Annotated in this window: 18 protein-coding genes; 9 read left to right on the plus strand and 9 right to left on the minus strand. The window is 67.7% G+C overall.

From position 1 onward, the window contains the following. Positions 1-297 precede the first annotated feature (297 nt). Positions 298-1,188, minus strand: coding sequence for a beta-lactamase transcriptional regulator PenR (gene penR / locus DIE08_RS05220; RefSeq protein WP_124901193.1), 891 nt, complete (start codon positions 1,186-1,188; stop codon positions 298-300). Between the two features lie 116 nt (positions 1,189-1,304). On the opposite strand from penR, the gene blaPEN-bcc reads away from it, so the two are divergent. Then, positions 1,305-2,198, plus strand: a complete 894-nt coding sequence (gene blaPEN-bcc, locus DIE08_RS05225) for a PEN family class A beta-lactamase, Bcc-type (RefSeq protein ID WP_124901194.1) — start codon at positions 1,305-1,307, stop codon at positions 2,196-2,198. A gap of 331 nt (positions 2,199-2,529) precedes the next feature. Here the strand turns inward: blaPEN-bcc and DIE08_RS05230 are convergent, their stop codons facing one another. The 5 genes from DIE08_RS05230 to DIE08_RS05250 all read right to left on the minus strand — a co-directional run bounded on the left by DIE08_RS05230 (position 2,530) and on the right by DIE08_RS05250 (position 6,449). Beyond that, positions 2,530-2,730 carry a membrane protein gene (locus tag DIE08_RS05230; protein WP_044847905.1) on the minus strand — a complete coding sequence of 67 codons (201 nt, stop codon included), beginning with the start codon at positions 2,728-2,730 and terminating at the stop codon, positions 2,530-2,532. A 552-nt stretch (positions 2,731-3,282) separates the two neighbouring features. Further along, a complete protein-coding gene (locus tag DIE08_RS05235) occupies positions 3,283-3,651 on the minus strand; it encodes an antibiotic biosynthesis monooxygenase (RefSeq protein WP_059600158.1) in 369 nt (122 codons plus the stop codon). A 36-nt stretch (positions 3,652-3,687) separates the two neighbouring features. Next, on the minus strand, positions 3,688-4,134 hold the full coding sequence (locus DIE08_RS05240; protein ID WP_124901195.1) for a MarR family winged helix-turn-helix transcriptional regulator: 447 nt from the start codon (positions 4,132-4,134) through the stop codon (positions 3,688-3,690). Positions 4,135-4,413: 279 nt separating this feature from the next. Beyond that, a complete protein-coding gene (locus DIE08_RS05245) occupies positions 4,414-5,790 on the minus strand; it encodes an ATP-binding protein (RefSeq protein WP_124901196.1) in 1,377 nt (458 codons plus the stop codon). Beyond that, entirely contained in the window at positions 5,787-6,449 is a 663-nt protein-coding gene (locus DIE08_RS05250) for a response regulator (RefSeq protein WP_059685844.1), read from the minus strand. Before DIE08_RS05250 ends, DIE08_RS05245 begins: the two co-directional genes overlap by 4 nt. A gap of 226 nt (positions 6,450-6,675) precedes the next feature. Here DIE08_RS05250 and DIE08_RS05255 point away from each other — a divergent pair, with 226 nt between their 5' ends. The 6 genes from DIE08_RS05255 (at position 6,676) to DIE08_RS05280 (ending at position 11,356) form a co-directional block, all read left to right on the plus strand. Continuing rightward, positions 6,676-7,029: a YgiW/YdeI family stress tolerance OB fold protein gene (locus DIE08_RS05255; protein WP_124621929.1), complete on the plus strand. Its 354-nt coding sequence runs from the start codon at positions 6,676-6,678 to the stop codon at positions 7,027-7,029. A 71-nt stretch (positions 7,030-7,100) separates the two neighbouring features. After that, positions 7,101-7,961, plus strand: a complete 861-nt coding sequence (locus DIE08_RS05260) for a MurR/RpiR family transcriptional regulator (RefSeq protein ID WP_124621927.1) — start codon at positions 7,101-7,103, stop codon at positions 7,959-7,961. Between the two features lie 59 nt (positions 7,962-8,020). Continuing rightward, positions 8,021-8,458, plus strand: coding sequence for an N-acetyltransferase (locus DIE08_RS05265; protein WP_124621925.1), 438 nt, complete (start codon positions 8,021-8,023; stop codon positions 8,456-8,458). A 119-nt stretch (positions 8,459-8,577) separates the two neighbouring features. Beyond that, the gene (locus DIE08_RS05270; protein ID WP_124901197.1) at positions 8,578-9,438 is read left to right on the plus strand and encodes an oxaloacetate decarboxylase; all 861 of its coding nucleotides are present in this window, start codon (positions 8,578-8,580) and stop codon (positions 9,436-9,438) included. Between the two features lie 333 nt (positions 9,439-9,771). Continuing rightward, positions 9,772-10,038 (plus strand): YodC family protein, encoded by a 267-nt coding sequence (locus DIE08_RS05275; RefSeq protein ID WP_059600151.1) that lies wholly within the window; start codon positions 9,772-9,774, stop codon positions 10,036-10,038. Between the two features lie 151 nt (positions 10,039-10,189). Then, positions 10,190-11,356, plus strand: coding sequence for a cytochrome P450 (locus DIE08_RS05280; protein WP_124901198.1), 1,167 nt, complete (start codon positions 10,190-10,192; stop codon positions 11,354-11,356). Between the two features lie 28 nt (positions 11,357-11,384). Here DIE08_RS05280 and DIE08_RS05285 read toward each other — a convergent pair whose 3' ends face one another. Both DIE08_RS05285 and DIE08_RS05290 read right to left on the minus strand, forming a co-directional pair. Further along, positions 11,385-11,711 carry a superinfection immunity protein gene (locus DIE08_RS05285; RefSeq protein WP_059600150.1) on the minus strand — a complete coding sequence of 109 codons (327 nt, stop codon included), beginning with the start codon at positions 11,709-11,711 and terminating at the stop codon, positions 11,385-11,387. A gap of 92 nt (positions 11,712-11,803) precedes the next feature. Further along, positions 11,804-12,223, minus strand: a complete 420-nt coding sequence (locus DIE08_RS05290) for a rhodanese-like domain-containing protein (RefSeq protein ID WP_124621919.1) — start codon at positions 12,221-12,223, stop codon at positions 11,804-11,806. Between the two features lie 111 nt (positions 12,224-12,334). On the opposite strand from DIE08_RS05290, the gene ftrA reads away from it, so the two are divergent. Together ftrA and DIE08_RS05300 are read left to right on the plus strand one after the other, a co-directional pair. Further along, positions 12,335-13,309 (plus strand): transcriptional regulator FtrA, encoded by a 975-nt coding sequence (gene ftrA, locus DIE08_RS05295; RefSeq protein WP_124901199.1) that lies wholly within the window; start codon positions 12,335-12,337, stop codon positions 13,307-13,309. 172 nt (positions 13,310-13,481) lie between these two features. Continuing rightward, positions 13,482-14,216: a hypothetical protein gene (locus DIE08_RS05300; protein ID WP_124901200.1), complete on the plus strand. Its 735-nt coding sequence runs from the start codon at positions 13,482-13,484 to the stop codon at positions 14,214-14,216. Between the two features lie 66 nt (positions 14,217-14,282). Here the strand turns inward: DIE08_RS05300 and DIE08_RS05305 are convergent, their stop codons facing one another. Then, positions 14,283-16,622 carry an Orn/Lys/Arg decarboxylase N-terminal domain-containing protein gene (locus DIE08_RS05305; protein ID WP_124901201.1) on the minus strand — a complete coding sequence of 780 codons (2,340 nt, stop codon included), beginning with the start codon at positions 16,620-16,622 and terminating at the stop codon, positions 14,283-14,285. Between the last annotated feature and the right edge of the window lies 1 nt (position 16,623).

Consider the following 16,623-nt stretch of genomic DNA (forward strand, 5'->3'; position numbering starts at 1 on the left):
CGTCATTGACCTGTCTGGCCCGATCTACTGAATCCCCTTTTGTATCAGGATGTTACGTGTCACATTGGTGGAATATCCACAGGCTTGCCAACAAAATCTGTGGATAAGTCTGACGTGATTGCTTCCTGATGGTTGAGGATCCGCCGCGCGGCGGCCGTTGCGTTCAAGCTCCAGATGGCACGGGCTGCCCGATACGTGCATCGGCGCGGTAATTCGTGCGCGATCAACGGGTTAGGCCCCGGGTACCCAGGATATCCACATCCTTGCCAACAAAATCTGTGGACAAGCAGGGCCTCATCATTCGACCGGCGCCGCGTCGGCCGCTTCCGCAACGATCCAGTCGCGAAACAGCGTCATGGCCGGCGTGAGCGGCTTCGACTTCAGCGACGTGAGCCAGTAGCCGCCCGCGCGCACGTCGATGTCGAGCGGCCGCGCGAGCTGGCCGAGCTGCAGTTCGCGCGCAAACATGCAGGCCGGCGCGAGCGCGATGCCCGCGCCCTGCATCGCGGCCTCGACCATCAGTCGCGACGAATCGAACACCGGCCCGTTCACGGGCCAGGGTTCGAGCTGCGCGGCGTCGAACCAGCCGAGCCATTCGTCGGTGCGGTACGAGCGCAGCAGCGTTTCGTTCGCGAGATCCGTCGGCCGTGCGAGGCGCCGCGCGATCTCCGGCGCGCACAGCGCGGTGAGCGGTGCGTCAAGCAGCCGCTCGTTGCGCGTCGCCGGCCAGTTGCCTTCCCCGAAGCGGATCGCGAAATCGAGGCCCTCGGCCGCGAGGTCGACGACGTTGTTGTTGGTCCGCAGCCGCAGCTCGACGAACGGGTGCGTGTCGCCGAAGCGCTTCAGCCGTGGCATTAGCCAGCCTATGGCAAAGGTGCCGACCGCGCCGAGCGTCAGCACCTCGTGGAAGCGTCCGCCCTCGAATTGCTTGAGCACGGTCTCGATCCGGCTGAATGCGTCGCTGAGCACCGGCAGCAGCGCGCGCCCTTCGTCGGTGAGCCCGAGGCCGCGCGGCAGCCGCGTGAACAGCGCGCAGCCGAGCCGCTCCTCGAGCGAGCGCACCTGCTGGCTCACGGCAGCCTGGGTCACGCTCAGCTCGAGGCCGGCACGCGTGAAGTTCAGGTGGCGCGCCGACGATTCGAATGCGCGCAACGCATTGAGCGGAAGATGAGGGCGGAGCTTAGTCATAAGAATTTCTTGTGTCAGCGCTCAATTATCGTTGCTTGTCAGGCAACCGTAAAGTCACGATAGTGCTGTCTCGCCGGCCGGCCGTTCCGCATCCACTCCACCACGAGAGACACGACATGACCTACTCATCGCAACGTCGAACCCTGTTGCTGGCCGCCGCGACGGCGCCGCTCGTCCTGACCGTCGCCGCGTGCGCGTCACCGCCGGCCGCGGGGCAGGACGTTTCGTCCGCGACGTCGTTTGCCGCGCTCGAGCGCGCCGCGGGCGGTCGTCTCGGCGTGTGCGCGATCGACACCGCGAGCGGCCGGCACGCGCGGCATCGCGCGGACGAACGCTTCCCGTTCTGCAGCACGTTCAAGGCGATGTTGAGCGCGGCGGTGCTCGCGCAGAGCGTCGAGCACCCGGGGCTGCTGCAGCAGCGCGTGACGATCGCGCAGTCCGATCTCGTGAACTACTCGCCGGTGTCGGGCAAGCACGTCGGCACCGGGATGACCGTCGCCGAGTTGTGCGAGGCGGCGATCCAGTACAGCGACAACTCGGCCGCGAACCTGGCGATGAAGCTGATCGGCGGGCCGGCGGCGGTGACCGCGTATGCACGCTCGATCGGCGACGACACGTTCCGGCTCGATCGCTGGGAGACCGAACTGAACACCGCGTTGCCGGGCGACCTGCGCGACACGACGACGCCCGACGCGATGGCCGCGAGCATGCGCGTGCTTACGCTCGGCGACGCGCTGCCGCCTGCTCAGCGTGCGCAGCTCGTCGCGTGGCTGCGCGGCAACAAGGTCGGCGACAAGCGGATTCGCGCGGGCGTACCGGCCGGGTGGCAGGTGGCCGACAAGACCGGCACCGGCGACTACGGGACGACGAACGACGCGGGCGTGATCTGGCCGCCGTCGCGCGCGCCGATCGTGCTCGTCGTGTACTACACGCAGGCGCGTGCCGATGCGAAGGCGAAGGACGACGTGATCGCGGCCGCCGCGCGCATCGCGCTCGCGACGTTCGCCTGAGCGGGCGGCGCGGCGTGCGTTCATCGATGGCTGGACGAAGCGATGGAGGCGCGCCGTGCCGCAGGCGTGACCGGCACGTCGAAACGTTGTGCGATCAACGACTTAGGTCACGCATGCTCAGGATATCCACATCCTTGCCAACAAAAATTGTGGACAAGCCCGCGAGCGGTCTCGTTCATCGCGCAGCGGGCACGGCGCTCGCGTGCCGCAGGCCTGCCTGCACGGTTCGAAGCAGCACGGACAAAACCTTTCGGATCAAGCGCTTGTGCGTGGTATGCGCAGGCTATCCACATGCTTGCCAACACAATCTGTGGACAAGCCCGCTTGATGTTCAGCCATGCCGATCGTCGACCGAGGGCCAGCGCGCGAATGCGAAAACCCACAACATGATGAAGTTCAGGACCGGGACGAACATCGTCAGGATCCACCAGCCTGAATGCCCGGTACGCCGAACGATCCGGACATACGGATAGACGACGATCGCGACGAGCACGAGCGAGACGATCAACTGCCCTGCGGTGAAGTGTTCCATGGCCTTCCTCGGATGATGTGTCGTTGTACGATGCGGGCCGAACGGCCCGCACGCCGCGCGCAGTCTCGAGATGCGCGGCCGCGTGCGGCTCGTGTGATCCTGACGCGTCGCATGCACGCACGTCAAGCCGCGTGCAGGGCGCGCCGTTGCGCCGGATCGTCCGATTGCGCGCGTGAGCGGACCGCGCGCTGCCGCAACGGTGGCGCGGCGCATGAATCATTGGCCGATCAACGGGTTAGGCGATGCATGCGCAGGATATCCACAAGCTTGCCAACATTTTCTGTGGGTAAGTGGCGCGGCGATCGCGCCGTGTATCGAACGCGCATCGACGTGGCATCGTGATGCGAAGTGCGGCGAACCGGCGCGTGTGACGGGCGCGGCGCGCGCCGCGTCTGCATCACGCGTGCCAAAGTCCGTCGGATCAAGGGCTTAGCGTCGCGGTGCGCAGGATATCCACAAGCTTGCCAACATTTTCTGTGGAGAAGTCCGCGTGGCGATCGCGTGGCGCGGCACCGCGTGCAAACCGTGCGTCGTGCCGGCTCGCGCATCGGCTCACGCGGTACACACGCCTGCCACGGCGACTTTCTGGAACAGGTGCGGGCTCGCGACGGCGGACGACGGATAAGCCGACAGTTTCGCGACGAACGCCGGATGCGTGAAGGCCGCGCGAAACGCGTCGGTCGATTCCCAGATCGCGTAGTTGAAGTAAGTCGGACTGTCGCCGAGTGCGCGATGAAGCTGGGTCGAAATGAATCCGGGCTGCCGTTTCATGAACTCGGCGTCGTCCTTCCACACGGCCAGGAAATCCGCTTCGTCGGCCGGATCCAGCGTGAAGACGTTGACGAGGACGACGGGTTGCGCGTCGATGCCGAGCTGTTGCTGGATCGGAAAGGCCGGGTCCATCGGTTTGAAACGAGGCATGGAGCACTCCTGCAAGTAATTGGGGCGATGGCGCGATCACGCCTGCCCGTTCGGCGCATGAGCGCCGGACATCGTCGACAGCACGCGAATCGCCGCATCGAGATCGGCCGAACTGAATTGGCCGGCGATGTCGCGGACATGCTGCTGCCATTGCCCGACCACCGCCTGGTAGGCCGCGGTACCGCGCGGGGTCAGCGCGTACAACGGAGAGCGCTTGTGCGTCGGGTTCGGCAGCGGTTGCACCAGCCTTTCTTCCACGAGCACGTTGATCTGTTTCAGGACGGCCTGCCGCGTGATGCCCATGGCGTCGGCGATCTGCGGGACGTTCGGGGCTTCCGGCGCCATCGAGATGGCGCCCAGCACCTGCCAGCGCGCGCTGGTCAGGCCGTGCGGTGCGGCAAAGGTATTGCCCCATTCGATCAACAGGCCGTTCAGGCGGAAGACGGACAGCGCGACGGCAGTCAGCTTGGCGGGTTTCGTCATGGTCGGGATGTGCGATAAATTGACAACCAATTTACGTAATGGGTAACTGGTTGTCAATCTTGTCGTGGATCGCCACGGCCGGACGGGCGTGGCGGGCGTGGCAGGAGAGGGGATCGGTACGCGATGTCGCGTCCGGACGTGGGGTGTGCGGCGCGGTCTGGCGCATTCGCTGCGCACGACCGACAAACCCTTTCGGATCAATCGCTTGTCGTCGTTAGCGGCCGGTTGTCCACAAGCTTGCCAACACAATCTGTGGAAAAGCCGCCCGTCGGGCGAGCGTCAGGCCGGCACGGGAAAACGCACCGTCACGGTCAGCCCGCGCCCGCCTTGCGTCGTGCCGAGCGCGACCGTCGCGCGATGCTGTTCGGCGATCCGCTTGACGATCGACAGGCCGAGCCCGCTGCCCGACGACGTGGCAGCCTGCGCGCCTTCGCCGCGATAGAAGCGCTCCCATACGTCCTTGCGCTCGGCTTCCGGAATGCCGGGGCCGTCGTCGGCGACTTCGAGCACGGGCGTCGTGCCGTCGAGGCGCGCGGACACGTCGACGCGCGCGCCGTCGCCCGCATAGCGGATCGCGTTGTCGACGAGGTTGTTCAGCAGCACGCGCAACGTGTCCATGTTGCCCGTGGCCATCACCGGCGACGCCACGATCGCGCCGAGGTCGATCCGGTGCGCATCCGCGACGCGCGTGCGGTCGGCGACCACCGAGCGGCACAGCGCGGCAAGATCGACGCTCGCGGATGCCGCGGCGGACGCCTGCGCGTCCGGTTCGAGGCGCGCGAGTGTCAGCAACTGCTCGGCGAGGTGGCCGAGGCGTGTCGTGCCGGCCTGGATCTGCGCGAGGATCTGCTCGCGCTCGTCGGCCGTCGACGCGCGCCGCAGCAATTGCGACTGGATCGACAGCCCCATGATCGGCGTGCGCAACTCGTGCGCGGCGTCGGCGATGAAGTGCCGCTGCAGCGTGAACGAGCGGTCGAGCCGCGCGAGCAGGTCGTTGATCGCTTCGGCGAGCGGGCGGACCTCGTTCGGCATCGACGCGACGTCGACGGGTTCGAGATTGTTCGCATTCCTGCGCTTAAGGCCGGATGCGATCGTGCGCAGCGGCCGAAGCCCCGCGCCGATGCCGAACCACAGCCCGATCGCGAGTACCGGCAGCATCGAGAACACCGGCCACAGCAGGTGCACCGCGATGCCCGCGATCGCTTCCCAGCGCGCATGGCGCGCCTGCGCGAGCCGGATCGTCGTGCCGCCGCGTTCGGTCACGTAGGTGCGCCACGGCTGGCCATCGACGTCGACGCTCCCGATGCCCGTCTGCGCGGGCGGCGGCAGCTCGGACTTGCGATCGGTCGAGTAAACCAGCGTGCCGTTGCGCCAGACCTGCAGCAGCACCGCGTCGGGATCGCTGGCCTCGAATTCGTGCTTGCCGTCGCCGTGATTGCGGAACGACAGTTCGCCGTCCGGGCCGACGACGATCTGCTTCGACATGCTGCGCATCTGGTCGTCGAGGAGATCGTCGAGCTCGCGCAGCGCGCCCCAGTAGGTGCCCGCACTCGCGACCAGCCCGATCACGCACGCGGCCGGCAGCAGCCACATCAACAGGCGCCGCCGCAGCGATGCGCTGCGCCAGCGCGCGATCGCGTGTTGCAGACGCGTCATGCGCCGTCACCGATCCGGTAGCCGACGCCGCGCACCGTGCGGATCATGTCGTGGCCGAGTTTCTTGCGCAGGTTGTGGATGTGCACCTGCACCGCGTTGCTCTCGATTTCCTCGCCCCAGCTGTACAGCCGTTCCTCGAACTGTTCGCGCGAGATCACCGCGCCGGGGTCGCGCATCAGTTCTTGCAGCAGCACGAATTCCTTCGGCGACAGCGTCACTTCGTCGTCGTTGAGCCACACCAAGTGCTTGACGGGATCGAGGCGCAGCGGGCCGATCGCGAGCGTCGTCTGCGCGCGCCCCGCGTGGCGGCGGTTGACCGCGCGAATGCGCGCCAGCAGTTCCTCGAGCACGAACGGCTTGACGAGGTAGTCGTCGGCGCCGCTGTCGAGGCCTGCGATGCGGTCCGGCACGCCGTCGCGCGCGGTGATGATGATCGCGGGCAGGGTTTCGTCGCGGCGGCGCAGCGACGCGAGCACCGACAGGCCATCGCGGTTCGGCAGCCCGAGGTCGAGCAGCAGCAGGCCGTAGCCGGTCGAGCGCAGCGCGAGCGTCGCGGCATCGCCGTCCTTGACCCAGTCGACTGCGAAGCCTTCCTGTTTGAGGCCCTGTTCGAGCCCGCTGCCGATCAGCGGATCGTCCTCGACGAGCAGTACGCGCATGGATTCGTGCCTGTTGGCGGGCGTGGCGCCCGGGGTTCCCATGATAAGCGCAGGTGCCTTAGGCCGAGCTTAAACACGGGCGCTTCCGTGCGTTCGCGCACCGAAACGCCGCGACGGCATGCCGCGGGGGACGACCTTCAGGTTTGCTTAATCTTACGCTCCGTAATCTCGGGCCGTCGCGTTCAACGGGAGCGCGACGTACTCGAACAACTGGAGGAACGAGATCATGAAACACCTGACGAGAATCCTGGCGGTCGCGCTTGCAGTGCTGCCCGCCGCCGTCTACGCGGAATACACGGGGCCGTCCACGCTGACCACGACGACCGTGAAGGAACTGCTCGCGAACGGCAAGGACGACCAGCACGTGCAACTCCAGGGGCGCATCGTCAAGCATACCGGCGGCGAGGACTACGAGTTCGCCGATGCAACCGGCACGATCCGCGTCGAGATCGACAAAAAGCTGTGGGCGGCCGGCCAGCCCGTCAGCGACAAGAGCGAAGTGAAGCTGACCGGCGAGTTCGAGCGCAAGTGGTCGGGCAAGGTGAAGGTCGACGCCGATCACGTCGAAGTGCTGCGCTGACCGGTGCACCGGTGCACCGGTGCAGACGGGGCCGGTGATACCATGGACGACCGGTTCCCGTTCTCACCAAGATGGCTGCCAATTTCGATGAACTCGCGTCCCGGATCCGGGCGCAATTTTCCGAACTGAGCCCGCAATTCCAGGCGGGCGCTGCATTTCTGCTCGATCATCCCGACGAGGTTGCCACCTCGTCGATGCGCAAGGTCGCGCAGCGCGCGCAGGTTCAACCCGCGTCGCTCGTGCGGCTCGCGCAGCAATTCGGTTTCCCCGGCTGGAACGAGCTGCGCGACCTGTGCGTCGCGCGCGTGCGCACGCGTCCCGAGCCGCTCACGCAGCGAGCGCGTTCGCTCGTGCGGCCCGACGCGAAGGCGTCGCTCGCGCACGACCTGCTTGCCGCGCAGCAGCACAATCTCGCCGCCACCTCCGCCCAGAACGAGCACGCGCTCGCCGACGCCGCGAAGCTGATCCGCAAGGCGTCGCACGTGCACGTCGCGGGGTTCCGGTCGTGCTATCCGGTCGCGTTCGGATTCGTGTACGGCTATCGGCTGTTCCGGCCGACCGTGTCGTTGCTCAACGGCGTCGCCGGCTCGCTCGAGATGGAGCTGCGCACGATCGCGAAGCAGAGCGTGACGGTGATCATCAGTTTCGCGCCGTATTCCGCGGAAGCGACGCGTGTCGCGCAGGCGGCGAAGGCGCAGGGCAGCAAGATCGTCGCGATCACCGACAGCGCGGTGTCGCCGATCGCGCTGCATGCGGACGCGCAGCTGATCTTCACGCACGACAGCCCGTCGTTCTTTCCGTCGCTGGTCGCCGCGCATGCGATGGCCGAGGCACTGGTCGCGCAGTTGCTGGCGCTGGAAGGCAGCGATGCGATCACGGCGCTCGAGCGCACGGAAGCGGAACTGCATGCGAAGGGCGCCTACGTGGTGTAGTCGCGCGCGGGTCCGGCCGTCTTGCCATCTCCCGTTTTCTTCCTGATTCGACGTAACCGATGACGCTCACCTACGACGTGACCGACGCCGGCGACGCGAACGTCCGCAAGCAGATCGCGGCGCCGCTCGTCCGGTTCAACGAAAGCCAGGCCGGCCCGATCGATTTCCGGCCGCTGGCCGTGCGCGTGACCGACGCCGACGGCACGGTCGTGGGCGGCCTGTGGGGCAGCACGGCGTTCGGCTGGCTGCATGTCGACCTGCTCGTCGTGCCCGAGGCGGCGCGCGGCCAGGGGGCCGGCTCGCGCATCATGGATCTCGCCGAGGCGGAAGCCGTCGCACGCGGCTGTCACGGCGCGTGGCTCGACACGTTCGACTTTCAGGCGCAGCCGTTCTACGAAAAGCGCGGCTATGTCCGTTTCGGCGAGCTGCCGGATTACCCGACCGGGCATGCGCGCATTTTCCTGACGAAGACGCTCGGTCCCCGCGCGGCGGCGTGACCGGCGGCACACCGCGCCGCGCGCGAGGCCCCGGCATCCACATCGATATTTCAGCGCGCCCTGAACCGTCGCGGTACCGCGCGCGCGTATGCTGACGTCTCCATTCCGAGGAGACTTCGATGTCCGATTCCAACGTGCAGTTTCGCCAAGCCGAAACCTTCCGCGCGCTGCACACGCGGCCCGGCGCCTTCATCATCCCGAACCCGTGGGATGCCGGTTCCGCCCGGCTGCTCGCGATGGCCGGCTTCGAAGCGCTTGCCACCACGAGCGCCGGCTTCGCCTTTTCGAGAGGGCGGCCCGACAACGCGATCGATCGCGACGAAATGCTCGACCACATCGCCGAGATCGTCGCCGCGGGCGGCCTGCCGGTCAGCGCCGATCTCGAGAACGGTTTCGGCGACGCGCCTGACACGGTCGCCGAGACGATTCGCCTGGCGGCCGACGCCGGCGCGGTGGGCGGCTCGATCGAGGATGCGACCGGCCGTGCCGACGCGCCGATCTACCCGCACGACGTGGCGGTCGAGCGCATCGCGGCGGCGGTCGACGCGGCGCGCTCGCTGCGGTTTCCGTTCACGCTGACCGCGCGCTGTGAAAACTACCTGCACGGCCGCTCCGACCTTGCCGACACGATCGCGCGGCTGGTCGCGTACCGCGACGCGGGCGCCGACGTGCTCTACGCACCCGGCGTGACCGATCCCGACGAGATCGCGGCGGTCACGCGCGCGGTCGGCGCGCCGGTCAACGTCGTGATGGGGCTGCAGGGCGGGTTGCTGAGCCTCGAGGCGCTCGCGGCGCTCGGCGTGAAGCGCGTCAGCGTCGGCGGCGCGCTGGCGCGGGCCGCATTCGGCGCGTTCCTGCGCGCTGCAACGGAAATGGCGCGCGACGGCACGTTCACGTTTACGCAGGCGGCGGTGCCGGGACGCGACCTCAATCGCTGGTTTTCGGCGCCGGACAATTCGCCCGTGCGGTTCGAACAATGAGCGCCGATAAAACGTGGGAACGTTTCCAGCCGGAAACCGATTGACAGTAATCAATCGAAACCACCGCCGATTTGAAGTTCGATGACGGCGCGAAATTCATCGTTTATTCTCTGCACTCCGGTTGTTTGACCATAATCGGCGCGCAAGCCGCGCCGATTATGGTGTCAGAAGCCCGCCACGCGAATCGGTGCCGCGTAGTGTTGCGATTTTCAGGTCGATGTTTTCGGGTATTCGGGAGTTGCCGGTTATTTATTGGATTGGTAATCTGCCGCGTATCCGAATGACCTGTCAGCGGGCCGCCGGAAAATGAATATATAAAAAATCGAGAGAGCGATGAAAATCCGAGAAAATCACAGCAACGGCTTTCGCGTCGGCGATGTCGTGACGCTGAAAACCGGTGGGCCGCGCATGACCGTCACCTATGCCGGGCCGGTCGTGTTCGACGATGCCGACTGGCTGATCTGCCAGTGGTTCGACGACGGCGGCCGCTTCCGGCAGGAAATGTTTCATCACGAAACGGTGGTGCCCGAACCGCGTGCGATTTCCGCCGGGCGCGTCCGCCTGCGCATGCAGGCGCACCGCTACCGGTCGGCAGCCTGACGCCACGTCCGTCACGGCGCCGCGTCGCTTGCCGCCCGTGGGTTGCTGCGTCGCAGCACTCCGCGGTGCCGGCATGAGCATGAGCGCGACATCCGCGACATTTCACGTCAACCTGAAACATGCGGTGGCCCGGCGCGCCGATACTGCACGCATGAACCCGACCAATCCGATTGCCGCGGTCACGCACCGCGATCCCTACCCTTACTACTCGACGCTCGTCGACGGGCCGCCGCTCGCGTTCGACGCCTCGCTCGGCCTGTGGGTCGCGAGCCGGGCGGCGAGCGTGACGGCCGTGCTCGGCCACCCGGCGTGCCGCGTCAGGCCGCTCGATGCGCCGGTACCGCCCGCATTGCGTGGGACGACGGCGGGCGCGCTGTTCGGCGAACTGGTGCGCATGAACGACGGCGCATTGCGGCACGACGTGCCGAAGCAGGCGCTGCGCGCGGCGTTCGCGCCGATCGACGTCGACGCGTTGCGCGAGCGGGCCGCGCAACTCGCCGGCAGCCGGTTGCGCATGCCGTACGACGCCGATGCATTGAACGCGTGGTGCCTGACGGTGCCCGTTTGCGCGGTCGCCGATCTGCTCGGCTTCGACGACACGCAGCTCGACGATATCGCCGCGCTGGTCGTCGACTTCGTCGCCGCGCTGTCGCCGCTGTCGGACGACGCGGCACTGGCCCGTGCGAGCGAGGCCGCGCGGCAACTGCTCGACCGGATGACGGAGCGTGTCGCGCGCACACGCGCGCAGGACGGCTCATGGGTCGCGGCGATTCAGCAGGCGGCCGGTGCCGCGGGTTGGCATGCGAGCGGCGCGCTCGTCGCGAATCTCGTCGGGTTGCTGTCGCAGACGTGCGAGGCGACGGCCGCGTGGCTCGGCAATGTGCTGGTCGCGTGGGACGCAACCGGTGCCGAACGCACGCTGCCGGATGCCGCGATGCTCGAGGCATTCGTCGCCGAGGTCGGTCGATTCGATTCGCCGGTGCAGAACACGCGCCGCTTCGTCGCGTCGCGCACGACGATCGAAGGCGTGACCGTCGATGCCGGTGCGGCCATCCTGGTCGTGCTCGCGGCGGCGAACCGCGATCCGGCCGTGCACCGCGAGCCGGACCGATTGCTGCCGGGCCGCGCGCCGGGGCCGAACTTCGGGTTCGGCACGGGGCCGCACGGCTGCCCGGGCGAGCGGATCGCGCGGGCGGTGACGGCGGGGGCGTTCGGGGCGTGGCTGCGCGCGGGCGGTGAGGCGCCGCGCGAGAGGCTGGTGTGGGACTACCGGGCCTCGACCAACGTCAGGATGCCGAAGTTCGGCACGGCGAGGTAAGGCAAAGTAAAGGGAACAGCGGGACTGCCTAGCGGCAACCTTGCTTCTCGGCCCATTGCTCCTGGGCGGCGACGCGGCGCTGCACGCGTTCGACGAGGCCGGTCGAGAAAGTCCGCATGCTGATGCCGCGGCGCTTCGCGAGGATGGCTTGCGCGACGTCGGTTTGCGGGTTCGGCTGGCATGCCCAGTAGAGCGTCATCAGCCAGCCGATGCCCGTCCACGCGAACAGGGCGTTGAACATTGCGATCGTCAGCCTGTCGTGCCGGCCGCGCCGGTCGGCGACGATGGCCGGAAGAAAATAGAGCGCGATCGCCGCGACCGAGCCGGCCATCTGAATCAGGACTGCGTGTTCCATGTTGCTGCTCCATCCGAGAACTGCAATGTGGCCGATTGTCGCGCTTTTTCCGTTCGTGTGCCGGCAATTGATTGTTGCGTTTTTAATGACGATCAGCGCGCGGCGACGTCCTCCGGTTGGACTTCGTTGCACAACGCGAAACCTTCGTCGAGCCAGCCGGTGACCCCGCCGATCATCAGCTTCACCGGGCGGCCGAGGCGCGCGAGCCGGATCGCCGCGCGTGCGGCACCGTTGCAGTGCGGGCCGGCGCAGTAGACGACGAACAGCGTGTCGGCCGGGTGGTCGGCGAGCTTGCCGGCGACGATCTTGCGGTGCGGCAGGTTGCGCGCGCCGGGCACGTGGCCGGCGGCAAACTGTTCCGGCCCCCGGACGTCGAGCAGTACGAAATCGGGCGAGCCGGACGCAAACGCGTCGTGCACGTCCCAGCAATCGGTCTCGAAGCGCAGCGAGGCTTCGAAGTGCGCGAGGGCGGCGGCGCTGTCGGCGGCGGGGACGTCGGTGACGTAAGACATGAAACGCGCTCCTGAAAGACGGCGCGGAATGCGCCGGGATGAAGGGCAGTATCGCGGTTCGGCGGCCATCGCGGCAGTGGCGCGATCGACAAGTTCCGGTAACATCGCGCCATGCACAATCATCTCGTCGTCGCGCTCGCCTACGATCGCCTCTGCACCTTCGAATTCGGCTGCGTGGTCGAACTGTTCGCGCTCGAACGCCCGGAACTCGGCGTCGACTGGTATCGCTTCGCCGTCTGCGCGAGCGAGCCGGGCCCCGTGCGCGCGGGGGGCGGCATCACGGTCGCCGCGCCGTACCGGCTCGCGATGCTCGATCGCGCGGACACCATCGTGATTCCCGGCTGGCGCGATCCGGACGAACCGCCGCCGGAGCCGCTGCTGAAGAAGCTGCGTGCCGCGCATCGCCGCGGCGCGCGGCTCTGTTCGATCTGCTCGGGCGTGTTCGTGCTTGCGGCGGCTGGCGTGCTCGACGGGCTCACCGTCACGACGCACTGGCGCTACGCCGACCGCCTGCAGGCGCGCTATCCGGCGCTGCGCGTGAATCCCGACGCGCTGTACGTCGACGAAGGGCAGATCGTCACGTCGGCCGGCTCGGCGGCGGGGCTCGACATGCTGCTGCATCTCGTGCGCCGCGACCACGGCGGCGCGATTGCGAACCGGGTCGCGCAGCGCCTCGTGCTGCCGCCGCATCGCGACGGCGGCCAGGCGCAGTTCGTGCCGCGACCGGTCGCACCGGGCGGCAGCGACCGGCTCGCGAAGCTGATCGACTGGATGCGCGCGCATGCGGCCGAGCCGCACACGCTCGCGTCGCTGGCCGCGCAGGCGGCGATGAGCACGCGCACGCTGCAGCGGCAGTTCGCGGACGCGACGGGGATGTCGCCGCTCGCGTGGCTGATCCGCGAGCGCGTGAACGTCGCGAAGGACATGCTCGAAGCGCATCCCGGGATGTCGCTCGCGCAGATTGCCGCGCGCGCGGGGTTCGGTTCCGAGGAGTCGTTGCGCCGGCACTTCCGGCGCGTCGCGGCGACGAGCCCTGCCGCGTACCGGCGCGGAATGGATCGCGGCGTGAGGCCCACGGACGCGTGAGCGTCGCGCCTTGCTTCGCCACATCAGCGCCCTGCCGCCGTTCACTTCCTGCTGACTTCGAGCGCGCGTAAGATGGCGGTCGCCGTGCGGCGATCCGGTTCACGCGCGCCGCGCTTCCTGCGCCGCTGCAACCAGCCGCCATTCATCCATCACAACGACAAGGACAATCGCCATGGGCCTGCTGGGAAAGCTGTTCGGAAAGAAACCGCGTGATGAAGCGGCGACGCCCGCGCCGTCCGCGAACGACGCACCCGACGCACCCGACGCACCCGAAGGCGCGGACGATCAGAGCGGCCCCGACATCGCGCCCGAGCTCGCGCCCGCGCTGAAGGCATTCCAGGCCGGCCGGCACGACGCCGCGATCGCGGCCGCCGCGCCGCACGCGGAGCGACTGGCCGATGCGGCGCGCCTGTGCGCGCTCTCGTACTCGGCGATGGAGCGTTATCCGGAAGCGTTTCCGTACTGGCTTGCGCTGTTCGATCGCGAGCCGAGCGCGCACAACGCGGTGCAGCTCGCGACGACGTCGGTGATGTGCGGCGAAGTGGAGCGCGGCGAGGCGTGGATGCAAAAGGCCGCCGAGGTGAATCACGACACGCACGAGCAGTCCGACGTCGCCGCGCGCGTGAACTTCATTTCCGCGCTGATGCAAAGCGGCCACCTGCGCGAGGCGTTGCCGCATCTCGCGTGGGTGCGCGACGTGTACGGCCACGTGCGCATCACCGATTCGACCTTCCTCTACATGCGCGGCATTCCGTTCTTTTCGTCGTTCCTCGAGAACAGTCTCGACATCCTGAAGGCCACGCAGCCGGCCGATGCGATCGCGCCGTGGTACGGCGAACTGAAGGGCAAGCTCGACGAAGAAGGCGAAGCGCAGCTCGCCGAGTGGGTCGGTCGCTTGCCGGCATGACCGGCGAGTCGTCACGCGTCGCGACGCCGGCCGCGTTCTGCCGGCGCGGCGTCGCGGCGCGCATGCTCAGCGCGTGTTGGTGTCGCGCGCGGTTTTCTTGATGCACGCGATCCGGTACACGCCGTCCTCGACTTCGACGCCATGCGTGTCGTGCGTGAAGCCGGGGAAGCGCAGGTCGTATTGCTCGAGCGCCTTCAGGTAGCCGAGCAGCGGGCCGTCGGCGGGCCCTGCGTTCTCGCCGGGCATCAGCAGCGGAATGCCGGGCGGATAGGGCACGACGCCTGTCGCGACGGTGCGGCCTTCCATCTCCGCCAGCTCCAGCATCTCGATGTCGTTGTGCACGAGATGCTCGAACGCCTCGGCCGGGCTGAAGTCGGGCTGCGGCAGCGTCGAGAAGCCGCGCGACATCATCTCGGTCGTCTTCAGGTCGCTCATCGCGCTGAACATCAGGTCGCACAGATCGCGCAGGCCGAGCTTGCCGTAGCGGTCCGGATAGCGCGAGACGAGTTCCGGCAGCGCCTGTTCGAGCGGCGCGTTCGCGTCGTAGTCGCGCTTGAAGTCGAGCAGCGTGTTGACGAGCGTGCCCCACTTGCCCTTCGTCACGCCGATCGAGAACAGGAACAGGATCGTGAAGTCGGTCGTCTTCTCGACGACGATCCCGTGCCGGTCCAGATACGCGGTGACGACCGACGCCGGAATGCCGACCGGCATCAGCCCGCCGTGCGGCGCGACGCCCGGCGTGACGATCGACACCTTGATCGGATCGAGCATGCAGTAGTCGTCCTCGATCTCGCCGAAGCCGTGCCACGTCTCGCCCGGATGCAGCACCCAGCACGACGGATCGGTGGCGAGCAGCGTTTCGTCCGCTTCATGGAACGGCACGCGCCGGCCCGTCTTGCGATCGACCACGGTGTCCGGCTGCCAGCCGTTGAAGAACCAGTCGTCGCTCTCCTCGCATTCCGCATGCAGCCGCGCGAGCATCCGGCGGAACGACACGGCCTCGCGGATCGCGTCGGTCGTCAGCGCCTCGCCGCCGGGGCCGTCCATCATCGCGGCGCTCACGTCGTTCGACGCGATGATCGCGTAGTTCGGCGACGTCGACGCATGCATCATGTATGCCTCGTTGAAGCGTGCATGCTCGATCGGATTGCGGCCGTCGCGGACGTGGATGAACGACGCCTGCGACAGCGCGGCGAGCAGCTTGTGCGTCGACTGCGTCGCGAACACGGTCGGCTTGCTCGCGTCGTGCTGCGACGGATCGCCGTGCATCGCGTGACGATCGCGGTAGATCGGGTTGAAGCGCGCGTAGCCGTACCACGCTTCATCGAAATGCAATCGGTCGACGCTCTGGCCGAGCAGTTCCTCGACGCGCGCGACGTTGTAGCAGAGGCCGTCGTACGTCGAGTTCGTGATCAGTGCATGCACGGGCGTCGGATCGATGCCGTCGCGCCCGCGCACCAGCGGGTTCGCGTCGATCGCGAGGCGCACGGCGGCGGCCGTGAGCCGTTCCGGCATGATCGGCCCGATGATCCCGTAATGGTTGCGTGACGGGATCAGGTAGGTCGGAATCGCGCCGGACATCGTCATCGCGTGCTCGGCCGACTTGTGGCAGTTACGGTCGCACAGCGCGACCTGGTTGCGCGTGACGCTCGCCATCAGGATCACGCGGTTCGACATCGACGAGCCGTTCGTCACGTGGTACGTGCGGTGCGCGCCGAACACGCGCGCCGCGTAGCGTTCGCTTTCGCCGATCGGACCGGAGTGGTCGAGCAGCGAGCCGAGTTCGCCGACCGAGATCGACAGGTCCGAGCGGAACAGCGCCTCGCCGAAGAATTCGAAGTATGCGCGGCCGACCGGCGATTTCAAAAACGCGGTGCCGCCCGTATGGCCCGGCGTGTGCCACGAGTATTCGTACACGCGCGAGAACTGCGCGAGCGCGCGGAACATCGGCGGCAGCACGGTTTCGCGGTAGCGTTCGATCGCAGCGACGATCCGCCCGCCGATGAACGCGGTGGTGTCCTCCAGCATCCAGATGAAGTCGTCGGCCTTGCGCATCGCGTCGACGGGAATCGCGGCTGCGCTCGCGCGGCTCGCGAGCAGGAACACCGGCACCGTCGCATTGCGCGCGCGCATCGCGTCGAGCACGGCCTGGGCGGGCGCATGGGCGGGATCGTTGCCGAGCTCCCAGTTGAGCAGCAGGCACTGGATCGCGGGATCGGCGTCGACCACCGCGCACGCGTCGTCGGCGGAGGTCGCGATCACGACGTCGACGAGCCGCGTGCGCAATTCTTCGACGAGCGCGGTGGCCGCGCGTCCGGTGGCTGTGCGTTCGTCGATGTCGTGCTGCACGAGCAGCGCCTTCATGCCGAGGCGACGGAACGCCGGTTGGGTCAAGGAAGCGGTCATG

Source organism: Burkholderia sp. Bp9004, assembly GCF_003858025.1.
Taxonomy (GTDB): domain Bacteria; phylum Pseudomonadota; class Gammaproteobacteria; order Burkholderiales; family Burkholderiaceae; genus Burkholderia; species Burkholderia diffusa.